10 protein-coding genes and 1 pseudogene are annotated in these 12,260 nt (G+C 73.3%); 7 read left to right on the top strand and 4 right to left on the bottom strand.

All coding sequences use genetic code 11. The annotated features are described in order from the left end of the window. Positions 1 to 39: 39 nt before the first annotated feature. Together OCT49_RS02030 and OCT49_RS02025 are read right to left on the bottom strand one after the other, a co-directional pair. Positions 40 to 879: a VOC family protein gene (locus tag OCT49_RS02030; RefSeq protein WP_283850165.1), complete on the bottom strand. Its 840-nt coding sequence runs from the start codon at positions 877 to 879 to the stop codon at positions 40 to 42. Positions 880 to 920: 41 nt separating this feature from the next. Further along, a complete protein-coding gene (locus OCT49_RS02025) occupies positions 921 to 1,253 on the bottom strand; it encodes a DUF6479 family protein (protein WP_283850164.1) in 333 nt (110 codons plus the stop codon). Between the two features lie 361 nt (positions 1,254 to 1,614). On the opposite strand from OCT49_RS02025, the gene OCT49_RS02020 reads away from it, so the two are divergent. From OCT49_RS02020 to OCT49_RS01990, 7 genes are all read left to right on the top strand, one after another. Continuing rightward, complete coding sequence (locus tag OCT49_RS02020) at positions 1,615 to 2,046, top strand: hypothetical protein (protein WP_283850163.1); 432 nt, start codon at positions 1,615 to 1,617, stop codon at positions 2,044 to 2,046. An 84-nt stretch (positions 2,047 to 2,130) separates the two neighbouring features. Then, complete coding sequence (locus OCT49_RS02015; protein ID WP_283850162.1) at positions 2,131 to 2,697, top strand: 2Fe-2S iron-sulfur cluster-binding protein; 567 nt, start codon at positions 2,131 to 2,133, stop codon at positions 2,695 to 2,697. Beyond that, the gene (locus OCT49_RS02010) at positions 2,694 to 3,680 is read left to right on the top strand and encodes an FAD binding domain-containing protein (protein WP_283850161.1); all 987 of its coding nucleotides are present in this window, start codon (positions 2,694 to 2,696) and stop codon (positions 3,678 to 3,680) included. The genes OCT49_RS02015 and OCT49_RS02010 overlap by 4 nt, the downstream gene beginning before the upstream one ends. 42 nt (positions 3,681 to 3,722) lie before the next feature. Further along, on the top strand, positions 3,723 to 5,822 hold the full coding sequence (locus OCT49_RS02005) for a xanthine dehydrogenase family protein molybdopterin-binding subunit (protein WP_283850160.1): 2,100 nt from the start codon (positions 3,723 to 3,725) through the stop codon (positions 5,820 to 5,822). Positions 5,823 to 5,987: 165 nt separating this feature from the next. Beyond that, positions 5,988 to 6,518, top strand: a complete 531-nt coding sequence (locus OCT49_RS02000) for an ATP-binding protein (RefSeq protein ID WP_283850159.1) — start codon at positions 5,988 to 5,990, stop codon at positions 6,516 to 6,518. Positions 6,519 to 6,701: 183 nt separating this feature from the next. Further along, complete coding sequence (locus tag OCT49_RS01995; RefSeq protein ID WP_283850158.1) at positions 6,702 to 8,138, top strand: NADP-dependent succinic semialdehyde dehydrogenase; 1,437 nt, start codon at positions 6,702 to 6,704, stop codon at positions 8,136 to 8,138. Beyond that, a complete protein-coding gene (locus OCT49_RS01990) occupies positions 8,135 to 10,522 on the top strand; it encodes a phosphoketolase family protein (RefSeq protein ID WP_283850157.1) in 2,388 nt (795 codons plus the stop codon). Before OCT49_RS01995 ends, OCT49_RS01990 begins: the two co-directional genes overlap by 4 nt. A gap of 47 nt (positions 10,523 to 10,569) precedes the next feature. Here OCT49_RS01990 and OCT49_RS01985 read toward each other — a convergent pair. Then, positions 10,570 to 10,677 (bottom strand): annotated as a pseudogene (locus OCT49_RS01985) (plasmid stabilization protein); the annotation flags it as partial. 518 nt (positions 10,678 to 11,195) lie between these two features. After that, positions 11,196 to 12,020: an endonuclease I family protein gene (locus tag OCT49_RS01980; protein ID WP_283850156.1), complete on the bottom strand. Its 825-nt coding sequence runs from the start codon at positions 12,018 to 12,020 to the stop codon at positions 11,196 to 11,198. Positions 12,021 to 12,260: the final 240 nt, after the last annotated feature.

Here is a 12,260-nt window from a genome sequence, read left to right as displayed (position 1 = left end):
AGCAGCGGGAACGGGGCAGGGTGCGGGGCACGACCACGGTCACGATCGCGGGGGACGGTCCTGGGCGCGTGCGGTCCGGTCGGCGGGGTCCGCCACGGCGATCTCCGGGACGTCCGTGACCGTGAAGAGGGCCCCGTCCGGGTCCATCAGGGTCGCCTCGGAGCCCCCGTCCAGCGGCCGCCGCTCGACCAGGGCGCCGCCGTTCTCCCGCGCCGCGGCGACCGTGGCCGTCACGTCGGCGACCGGGAAGTACACCTGCCAGTGCGGGCGGAGCATCGGATCGGGCGCCGCCTCCACCGCCCCCGACCCGATGCGGGCGAGCCGTCGGCCGCGGCAGTCGACGACGACCTCGTCCTTCTCGTACGACACCTCGCAGCACCCCGGGCGCCCGCTCGCCCAGCCGAGTACCTCCCCGTAGAAGATCGCGGCGTCGAAGGCGTTCCTGGTGTGCAGCCGGAGCCAGGCGTGCGAGCGGTCGTCCGGCGCGGGCGGCGAGGCCGCGGCGGGCTCGGTCCGCTCCCATACGCCGAACACCGCGCCGTCGCGGTCCGCCGCCAGGGCCCCGCGCCCCTCGCCGAGCGCCAGCGGTCCCACCGCGACCGTGCCGCTGCGTTCCCGGATGCGCGAGGCGGCCGCGTTCGCGTCGGGAACGGCGAAGTAGGGCGTCCAGGCCACGGCCACCCGGTAGGCGGTCGCCATCGCGCCGATCCCGGCGACCGGTACGTCGCCGCGGCGCGCGACCGAGAACTCCTGCCCCAGTTTGCCCGGCCGGAAGGACCACCCCAGCACGGCGCTGTAGAACTCCTGCGCCGCCCCCAGGTCGCGGGTCATGAGGTTGACCCAGCAGGGCGCCGCCGCCCCGGTCAGCGGCGCCGGCATCGGTGCGCGCCCGGGGGAGCCGTCGTGAGGGAGCCCGGGGTTCATTCGCGGCGTTCGTCGCCGTTGCGGCGCAGGACCTCGTTCCCGTGGTCCCCGAGCTCGTAGGGGGAAAGCCCCCTGCCGTCGGGCGGGAAACTGTCGTCCCCGTGCACGTCATGCGCCTCGACGTGGCTCCGGTGATCCGGCTGCGGTGGCTGTTCCTCGGGTTTGGGCGGTGGCAGCTCCTGGTCCCGGCGCCGCTTGCCCAGCCAGAAGCCGCCGATCAGCATGCCCACCAGCGCCACCCCGACGACGCCCATCACCACTCCGGTCGCGCCCCGGCCGTCGGCGAGGGTGGAGGCCAGCGCATTCAGGTCCATCTGCGATAGATCCATGTGTGATCCGTCCATATGTGCCGGATACCCCGAGGCGGGTCCCGCACTCGACAAACACTATGAATTCATATTTTAAGTGGATATGGGGCGAAAAGTGTTTCGCTTGAGGGTCCGGGCAGGCCCCCGCGGGCGGCACGGGGCGAGGGCGGCGGGCCCGCCCGATCGGCGGGTTCCGGCGGGCGGAGGAGCCCGCGCCGACGGGGCCCTCGTGTCGCTGTCGCGCCCTCGCGGAGCGAGGCTGGAGACAGCCCCCGGATCGTCAAAGGGGCCTGAGCGGAATGACGGGCGCCGGATCCGCCCGGCCGGTGGGCCGGCCCCGGCGCGGGAACGTGCGGCGCCGCACCGACCGGAAGGAACCGCGGTGAACACGATCAAGGAGAAGCAGACGGCGGCGAGCGGATACGGCCAGGAGGTGTCGGTCGTCATCAGCGGGTGCGGGAAGGACGACGCGCGGATGGTCTTCGACGTGCTGCGGGCGGCGTTCACCACCGACCGGGCCTCGGCCGACGTCCCGCAGCACCTCGCGGGCAAGCGCCCCACGGTGTGGGCGGTGACCGTCGACGTCACCGAGGCCAGGGTGGTCTCGGGGGCGGTCGCGCTCGAAGCGCCCGTGAGCGTCGACGTGCAGGGCGGCTACTGGGCGGTCGAACGGCTCAGGCAGAGCCTGGCGCACGCCTTCGACGTCCAGGTCGTCGGCGCGGTCTCCGGCGACCAGGAGGAAGAGGTGCGCCTGCGCCTGCGGAGCCGGTCGGGCGACCGTCCGGCGGGGCACGGCCCGGGCGCGGGGCAATGAACCGGGAACACGCTCCCCGTCTGGTAGAAAACGGACCATCCATGAGGAAACACCCGGAAGTCACCCCTTGAAAGGTGCGAGTGAGTGGACCCCTCCCACGGACGGGACGACGGCGCCCGGCAGCAGACGGCGACCGCCGACCGTTCCACCCTGACGCTGCGGGTCAACGGAACCGCGCGGACCCTCACGCTCGACCACCGCACCACGATCCTGGACGCCCTGCGCGAACACCTCGGACTGACCGGCGCCAAGAAGGGCTGCGACCACGGCCAGTGCGGGGCGTGCACCGTCCTCGTCGACGGCCGGCGCGCCAACAGCTGCCTGCTGCTGGCCGTCGTCCACGACGGCGCCGCCGTCACCACCGTCGAGGGCCTCGCCGACGGCGACCGGCTCCACCCGCTCCAGGCGGCGTTCCTGGAACGCGACGCCCTCCAGTGCGGCTACTGCACCCCCGGCCAGCTCTGCTCGGCCGTCGGCATGCTCGGCGAGGCGGCGGAGGGCTTCCCGTCCCACGCCACCGGGCGCACCGCCCCCGTCGCCGTCCCGGCCGCCCTCGACGCCGCGGAGATCCGCGAGCGGATGAGCGGCAACCTGTGCCGCTGCGGCGCCTACCCCCGCATCGTCGAGGCGATCGAGGACGTGGCGTCATGAAGCCCTTCGGCTACCTCCGGGCCCGGTCCGCCGAGGAGGCCGTCCGCGAGCACGCCGCCCACCCGGGCGCCGGTTTCCTCGGCGGCGGCACCAACCTCGTCGACCTGATGAAACTCGGCGTCGAGACCCCCACCCTGCTCATCGACGTCAGCCGGCTGCCGCTGGACCGGGTGACCGACACCGACGACGGCGGACTGCGCATCGGCGCCACCGTGCGCAACAGCGACCTGGCCGCCCACCCCGCGGTGCGCACCCGCTACCCCGCCCTGTCGCAGGCGCTGCTGTCCGGCGCCTCCGGGCAGCTCCGCAACACCGCCACCACCGGCGGCAACCTGCTCCAGCGCACCCGCTGCCCCTACTTCCAGGACACCTCCAAACCCTGCAACAAGCGGGAGCCCGGCACCGGCTGCCCCGCCCGCGAGGGCGCCCACCGAGACCTCGCAGTGCTCGGGCACTCCGAGCACTGCGTCGCCACCCACCCGTCCGACCTGGCCGTCGCCCTGTCCGCCCTCGACGCCACCGTCCACCTGCGCGGACCGGACGGCGAACGGACCGTGCCCGCCACCGGATTCCACCGGCTGCCGGACGACACCCCGCACCGCGACACCGAGGCCCGGCCCGGCGAACTCGTCACCGAGGTGCTCCTGCCCCCGCCCCCGGACGGTGCCGCCTCCCTCTACCGCAAGGCCCGCGACCGGGCCTCCTTCGCCTTCGCCCTCGCATCGGTGGCCGCCGTGCTGAGCGTCCGCAGCGGCCGGATCGAGCACGTGGCGCTGGCCTTCGGCGGGCTCGCCCACCGGCCCTGGCGCGCGCACACCGCGGAAGCGGCGCTCCGGGGCGCCCCGGCCCGCCCCGAAACCTTCGAACAGGCCGTGGACGCCGAACTCGCCGCGGCCCGGCCACTGCGCGACAACGCGTTCAAGGTGGGCCTCGCCCGCGCCCTGGCCGTGGACGCGCTGGCCGAACTCGCCGCCGCCAGCTGAACCGCACCGCACCGGCCGACCCGCAGAGGTGAGGATCCCGTCATGAGCCAGGCCCCGTCGCCACTGGGCACCCCCGTCGTCCGCCGCGAGGGCCGGGACAAGGTCACGGGCGCCGCCCGGTACTCCGCCGAGCACACCCCGCCCGGCTGCCTGTACGGGCGGCCCGTCCCCGCCACGATCGTCCGCGGCCGGGTCACCGCCGTCCACGCGGACGAGGCGCTGGCCCTGCCGGGCGTGCGCGCCGTGCTCACCCACGACAACGCCCCCCGGCTCGAGGAACCCGACGACCCGACCCTCGCCGTCCTCCAGGACGACCGGGTCCCGCACCGCGGCTGGTACGTCGCGCTCGTGGTGGCCGACACCCCCGAAGCCGCCCGGGCCGGGGCCGGGGCGCTGCGGATCACGTACGAGAGCGCCGGGCACGACGTCGTCCTGACCGAGGACCACCCCGGCCTGTACGTCCCCGCGACGGTCAACGGCGGCTACCCCGCCCTCCGCGAACGCGGCGACACCGACCGGGCCCTGCGCACGGCCCCCGTGCAGATCGACGCCACGTACACCATCGGCCCCCTGCACAACCACCCCATGGAGCCGCACGCCACGACGGCGTGGTGGGACGCGGACGGACACCTGACCGTCCACGACTCCAGCCAGGGCTCCACGGCGGTGCGCGACGCCCTCGCCGCCGTGTTCGGGCTGAAGCCGCAGCAGGTCACCGCGGTCTCCGAACACATCGGCGGCGGCTTCGGCTCCAAGGGCACCCCGCGCCCCCAGGCCGTCCTCGCCGCCATGGCCGCCCGCAGCACCGGACAGCCGGTCAAGATCGCCCTGCCCCGCCGCCAGATGGCCGCCGCGGTCGGCCACCGGGCCCCCACCGTGCAGCGCGTCCGGCTTGGCGCCGGACTCGACGGCATCCTCACCGCGGTCGACCACGAGGTCCTCACCCACACCTCCACCGTCAAGGAGTTCGTGGAACAGGCCGCCGTACCGGCCCGGGTCATGTACGGGTCCCCGGCCGGCCGCACCGTCCACCGGGTGGCCGCCCTGGACGTGCCGAGCCCCTCCTGGATGCGCGCGCCGGGCGAGGCCCCCGGCATGTACGCGCTCGAATCCGCCATGGACGAACTCGCCTCCGCCCTCGGCCTGGACCCCGTCGAACTGCGCATCCGCAACGACCCGGCGCACGAACCCGACTCCGGCCTGCCGTTCAGCAGCCGCGGCCTCACCACCTGCCTGGAGACGGGCGCCGCACGCTTCGGCTGGTACGACCGCGACCCGCGCCCCGCAATCCGCGAGGAGGGGCCGCTGCTCATCGGCACGGGCGTCGCCGCCGCCACCTACCCCGTGTACATCGCCCCCTGCGGCGCCTCGGCCCACGCGGCCCCCGACGGCTCGTACCACGTCCGGGTCAACGCCACCGACATCGGCACCGGCGCCCGCACCGTGCTCGCCCAGATCGCGGCCGACGCACTGGACACCCCCCTGGACAACGTCCGGATCGACATCGGCAGCAGCGATCTGTCCGACGCCCCGGTGGCCGGCGGCTCCGCGGGCACCGCCTCCTGGGGCTGGGCCGTGCACAAGGCGGCCACCCTCCTGCTGCGGCGACTGGGCGAGCACCCCGGCCCCCTCCCCGCGCCGGGCCTCACGGCCACCGCCGACACCCGGCAGGAGACCGCCGGGAAGTCCCCGTACGCCCGGCACGCCTTCGGCGCGCACTTCGCCGAGGTCGCCGTCGACTCCCGCACCGGAGAGGCCCGGCTGCGCCGGATGCTCGGAGTCTTCGCCGCCGGACGCATCCTCAACCCCCGCACCGCGCGCTCCCAGTTCATCGGCGGCATGACCATGGGGGTCGGCATGGCCCTGACCGAGGGCAGCACCCTCGACCCCGTCTTCGGGGACTTCACCGAGAGCGACCTCGCCTCCTACCACGTGCCGGTCTGCGCCGACGTGCCGGAGATCGAGGCGCACTGGATCGACGAGGACGACCCGCACCTCAACCCGATGGGCAGCAAGGGCATCGGCGAGATCGGCATCGTCGGCGCCGCCGCCGCGGTCGGCAACGCGGTCCGTCACGCCACCGGAATCCGGCTGCGCGACCTCCCGCTCACCCCGGACAAGCTGCTGCCCTACCTGTTGTGAACATGCCGGGCGGGACCGGCCGGCACCCTCTCGTGTTGCGCGCCGGGCCCCGCCGGGCCACGCTGTCAGTGACCCAGAAGAGACATCTGCTCACTCTTCGAGTTCTCGGGGGTCGTTGGTTCAACGGGGCGAAGCCAGTGGGCCTCGATGTGAGGAGCCTCGACGATGACCGTTCCACTCGACCGGCACTATCTGGTCGAACTCCAGGTTTCGGCAGAGCGCGTGTCCCAGCTGCGGCGAATAATCGCCGCGCACCTGCGCCACTGGAGTCTCGAACTCCATATCCGGCCGGTGTGCCGCGGTGTGGAGGAGCTGTTGACCAATGTCCACCGGCACGTCGGTGAGGACAACAACTGCGTCGTCGAACTCCGGTGGTCCGGACGACATCTGACGGTCTCCGTCGCCGACAACGGCTCCGGCATGCCGCGGCTGCTCAGCACCGGCGGCGGGGGACTGAGCCGGATCATGGCCCTGAGCGACAGCTGGGGCACCTGCCGCACCGACGAGGGCAAGGTCGTCTGGTTCACCCGGTACGCGAAGGAACCGAACCGCGTCGATCTGGTGCCGCTGTCGCCGATGCCCGGCGTGGACGAATTCCGCCGCCCGCCCGTCACGACCGCCGACCTCCCCGGCTCCGCGACCGCCGACGTCCTCAGCACCGCGACCGTCCCCGAGCCCGACGCCGCCCTCGTCTGAGACGGCCGCCGCACCCGCCCCGCGGGCCCCGCGCCCGCCGGACGTCCCATCCCTTCCGGCGCGGACGGCGCGCACCTGCGCACGTCCCGTCCGCGCCCGCCGGGCACCCGCCCGGCGGGCCCGCGTTGCGGCGCGGCGCGGGGCACGGCACGGTCGAAGGACCCAGGCAAGGAGGACCCAGCCATGCCCATCGCGACGGTCAACCCCGCGAACGGCGAGACCCTCAGAACGTTCGACGCGCTGGGGGAGGCGGAGATCGAACGCCGGATCGCGGCCGCCGACACCGCGTTCAGGCAGTACCGGACCACCGGATTCGCCGAACGGGCCCGGCTGATGGAACAAGCCGCCGAACTGCTCGACGAGGACCGGCAGGACATCGCGCGCACCATGACCGTCGAAATGGGCAAGCCCATCACCGCGGCCCGCGCGGAGGCCGCCAAGTGCGCCAAGGCGATGCGCTGGTACGCGGCGCACGCGGAGGAACTCCTCGCGGACGAACACCCCTCCCCGGACGACGTGCGGGACTCCGGCGCCTCCCGGGTCCACGTCCACTACCGGCCGCTCGGCGTCGTCCTCGCCGTGATGCCGTGGAACTTCCCGCTGTGGCAGGTCGTGCGGTTCGCCGCCCCCGCACTGATGGCCGGGAACGTCGGCCTGCTCAAGCACGCCTCCAACGTCCCGCAGACCGCGATGTACCTGGAGGGCCTGTTCCGCCGGGCGGGATTCCCCGAGGGCTGCTTCCAGACCCTCCTCGTGGGGTCCGCCGCGGTCGAGTCGATCCTGCGCGACCCCCGGGTCGCCGCCGCCACCCTCACCGGCAGCGAACCGGCCGGCCGCTCGGTCGCCTCGATCGCCGGCGACGCGGTGAAACGGACCGTCCTGGAACTGGGCGGCAGCGACCCGTACCTCGTCATGCCGTCCGCGGACGTCGTCCGGGCCGCCCGCACCGCCGTGACCGCCAGGGCGCAGAACAACGGACAGTCCTGCATCGCCGCCAAACGCTTCATCGTGCACGCGGACGTGTACGAGGAGTTCGCCGAGCGGTTCACCGTCGGCATGCGCGACCTGACGGTCGGCGACCCGCTCCACGAGTCCACCGACATCGGCCCCCTGGCCTCCCGGCAGGGCCGCGCCGACCTGGAGGAACTGGTGGACGACGCGGTACGGCAGGGCGCGGACGTGCTGTGCGGCGGGGGCCGCCCCGAACGCCTGGACCCGGAACTGAGGGGCGGCTGGTTCTACGCCCCCACCGTCCTCACCGACATCACCCCCGCCATGCGCATCCACCGCGAGGAGACCTTCGGCCCCGTCGCCACGCTCTACCGCGTCGAAGGGCTCGACGAGGCCGTGGACCTCGCCAACGACACCCCCTTCGGCCTCAGCTCCAACGTATGGACCAGGGACCCGGACGAGGCCGGCCGCTGCGTGCGCGACCTGCAGGCGGGCGGGGTCTTCTTCAACGGCATGACGGCGTCCCACCCCGCCCTGCCCTTCGGCGGCGTCAAGCACTCCGGCTACGGGCGGGAACTCGCCGGTCACGGCATCCGTGAATTCTGCAACGCCACCACGGTCTGGTACGGCCCCGACCCCGTCGGCCCCACGTTCCGGGAGACCGCATGAACGACGGCGCCGGCCCGGCCCACGTACCGGGCCCGTCCGACGAGGAGATCGCGGCACTCGACGCGCACTGGCGGGCCGCCAACTACCTGACCGTCGGCCAGATCTACCTGATGGACAACCCGCTCCTCACCCGGCCGCTCGCCCCGGAACACATCAAGCCGCGGCTGCTCGGGCACTGGGGCACCTCACCCGGACTGAACCTGGTCCACACCCACCTCAACCGCGCCATCAAGTCCCGCGGCCTGCACTGCCTCTGCGTCTGGGGGCCCGGCCACGGCGGCCCCGCCGTCCTGGCCAACTCCTGGCTGGAGGACAGCTATTCGCAGACGTACCCCGACATCGGGCGCGACGCCGAAGGCATGCGGCGGCTGTTCCGGCAGTTCTCCTTCCCCGGCGGCGTGCCCAGCCACGTGGCACCGGAGACCCCCGGCTCCATCCACGAGGGCGGCGAACTCGGCTACGCCCTCACCCACGCCTACGGCGCCGCCCTCGACCACCCGGACCTGCTCGTCGCCTGCGTCGTCGGCGACGGCGAGGCCGAGACCGGGCCGCTCGCCGCGTCCTGGCACTCCAACAAGTTCCTCGACCCGGTGCACGACGGGGCGGTCCTCCCGATCCTCCACCTCAACGGCTACAAGATCGCCAACCCGACCCTGCTCGCCCGCCTCCCGGAGACCGAACTCGACGCGCTGCTGCGCGGCTACGGGCACGACCCCCTGTACGTCGGCGGCGACGAACCGCTCAACGTCCACCGGGCGATGGCCGCCGCGACGGACCGGGCCGTCGACCGCATCCGGGAGATCCAGGCCGCCGCCCGAGGCGGCGGCGACACCCGGCGCCCGCACTGGCCGATGATCGTGCTGCGCACCCCCAAGGGCTGGACCGGCCCGGCCGAGGTCGACGGGGTGCCCGTCGAAGGCACCTGGCGTTCCCACCAGGTCCCGCTCTCCGGAGTCCGGGACGACCCCGACCACCTGCGGCAACTGGAGGAGTGGCTGCGCTCCTACCGGCCCGAGGAACTCTTCGACGCGTCCGGACGGCCCCGCCCCCGGGTGCTCGACTGCGTGCCCGAGGGCGATGCCCGGCTCGGCTCGACCCCGTACGCCAACGGCGGCCTGCTGCTGCGGGAGCTGCCCCTCCCGCCGCTGGACGACCACGCCGTCGAGGTCCGGGCCCCGGGCACCGCGCTCCACGAGCCGACCCGGGTGCTCGGCGGTCTGCTGGAGGCCGTCACGGCCGCCACCGCCGAACGCCGCGACTTCCGGGTCTTCGGCCCCGACGAAACCGCCTCGAACCGGCTCGGCGCCCTCTACGGGGCCACCGCCAAGAGCTGGCAGGAACGCATCCTGCCCACCGACGAGAACCTCTCCCACGACGGACGCGTCATGGAGGTGCTCTCCGAGCACCTGTGCCAGGGCTGGCTGGAGGGTTACCTCCTCACCGGCCGGCACGGCCTCTTCTCCTGCTACGAGGCGTTCGCCCACATCGTCGACTCGATGGTCAACCAGCACATCAAATGGCTCAAGGCCTCCCGCGCACTGGCCTGGCGCCGCCCCGTCGCCTCGCTCAACTACCTGCTCACCTCCCACGTCTGGCGACAGGACCACAACGGCTTCTCCCACCAGGACCCGGGCTTCGTCGACCACGTCCTCAACAAGAGCCCCGAAGTCGTGCGGGTCTACCTGCCCCCGGACGCCAACACCCTGCTCTCGGTCGCCGACCACGCGCTGCGCAGTCGTGACTACGTCAATGTGATCGTGGCCGGCAAGCAGCCGGCCTTCGACTGGCTCACGATGGACCGGGCCCGCGCGCACTGCGCCCGCGGCGCCGGGGTGTGGGAGTGGGCCGGGACGGAGGACGGCAGCCGCGAGCCCGACGTGGTGCTCGCCTGCGCCGGCGACGTGCCCACCCTGGAGACCCTGGCCGCGGCGGACCTGCTGCGCGGGCATCTGCCGGAGCTGGCCGTGCGGGTGGTCAACGTCGTCGACATGACGCGGCTGATGCCCCACGAGGAGCACCCGCACGGCATGCCGGACGCCGAGTACGACGCCCTGTTCACCCGGAACACCCCGGTGGTCTTCGCCTACCACGGCTACCCGTGGCTGATCCACCGCCTCGCCTACCGCCGCGCCGGCCACGCCCACCTGCACGTGCGGGGCTACAAGGAGGAGGGCACCACCACGACGCCCTTCGACATGGTGGTCCGCAACGACCTGGACCGCTACCGGCTGGTCATGGACGTCATCGACCGGGTGCCCGGCCTCGGGGTCCGCGCCGCGGCCGTGCGCCAGGCGATGGCGGACGTCCGCACCCGCCACCACGCCTGGATCCGGGAACACGGCACGGACCTGCCCGAGGTGGCCGACTGGACCTGGGGCGGCTGACCGGAACTGGGACGGCTGGCCCCGTCCCGGCCCCGCGCGAAGGACGTTCAGCGGCCGACCGCCCGGGCCAGCTCGGCCTTGGTCATGGTCGACCGTCCGTGGACGTTCTTCCGCCGCGCCTCCTCGTAGAGCTGGTCGCGGGTCGGGCCCGTGGCGGGGAGCCGGCCGCGGTCCGGGGCCCCGGCCCCGCCGTGCCGCGCGGACGAGGGGTCCGTGGCGGACGCGCGGCAAGTGGACGAGGGGTCCGTGGTGGACGTGCGGCGTGCGGACGACGGGTCTGTGACGGATGTGCGGCGTGCGGACGAGGGGTCCGTGGCGGATGCGCGGCGTGCGGACGGCGGGTCCGCAGTGGACGTGCGGCGCGCGGCCCTCGCCGTGCCCGTACGGAAGTGGTCCCCGCCGGCCGTGCGGGCCGCGATCCCCTCGGCCCGCTCCTCGCCGACCCCGCGCTCCTGCGCGCTCTCCTTGATGTGCTCGTACTGCCGATGCCGTTCGGCGCCGGATCCATGCGACATGGTGCGGTCACCCCTCTCCCCGGCACCCGCCCCCGGGTCGGCACGGGGTCCGGCCGGGACCCTTTCCAGTGTCCCAGCGCCCGAGGGGGCCCGCACTCCTGTCACGCACCGTGCCGGGCGGCACCGGGACGCCGTGCGGCGCCCCGGTGCGCCACCGGCTACCAGATGGACTCGACCCACTCGGGGTGGTCGATGAACGGGTTCCGGTTGTGCTGGTACTGGTCGAATATGACGTCGTTGCGACGCTTCTCGAAGCTGTCCGGCGGGTCCTCCTGGCTCCACGCCTTCAGCACCGACAGCCGGCCGATGTACGGGGCCGAGCCGTTGGACACCCGCTCGTTGGGCTCCAGGTCGGGGAAGCCGTCGGTGCCCTCGTAGCGCACGGCCATGTAGAGGATCATGCGGGCCACATCGCCCTTGACCGCGTCGCGCGGCTCGAAGGAGTCGCTGTCGGTGTAGTTGCCCGGGGCGCCGCTGACCGAGCTGCCGCCGTTGTCGAAGTCCTTGTTGCCGCGGATCGAGTTGACGACGACGTCCTCCGGGCGCAGGTGGTGGATGTCGGTGCCGGGGCCGGTGGCGGTGCCGAAGTCGCCGTGGGACTTGGCCCAGACGTGCTCACGGTTCCAGTCCCCGACCGAGCCGCCGTTGGAGTTCTTGGAGATGGAACGGCCGGTGTAGAGCTCGATCACGTTCGAGCTGTTGGAGGGGTCCTCGTCGGTGTCCTTGAGGGCTTCCCAGACCCGGCTGTAGGAGAGCTTGGTCTGGTCGCTGATGATGTCGTGCAGCGCGCTCTTCAGCTGGGACCCGCTCTTGCCGAGGGCGTCCTGGTAGTAGGTGTCGTCGAGTACCCGGAGCGGGGTCGTGGCGGTCGGCGCGTCCTGGGGTGTGGCGGCCGGTGCGGCGGCCGCGGTGCCGCCGAGTACCGCGAAGGCGGCGAGGGTCGCCAGCAGCGGGCGCCGGTGGCGAGGGTGACGACGGGACATGTGGGGTGTCCTCTCCGGAAATACGTGCGCCGCGACACCACCACGTGGTGGGGTGGCGCCGCGGCGATCGTGTGCTATGTGGTAAGCGGGAGCGTGCCACACGCACCGTGACCAGGGAGTGAACGCTCCGTACCTATCATGTGCAGGTCAAGTGATGATCCGGCCTCCGTGTCGGAAAAGGGTGCATGGGTCTCGGATGCGGCGCGTCGGGTGCGGGGCGAGAATGTCCGAAAGGGACGA

This window comes from Streptomyces sp. ML-6 (assembly GCF_030116705.1).
Lineage (GTDB): Bacteria > Actinomycetota > Actinomycetes > Streptomycetales > Streptomycetaceae > Streptomyces.
This window is presented reverse-complemented; position numbering and strand designations above follow the sequence as displayed.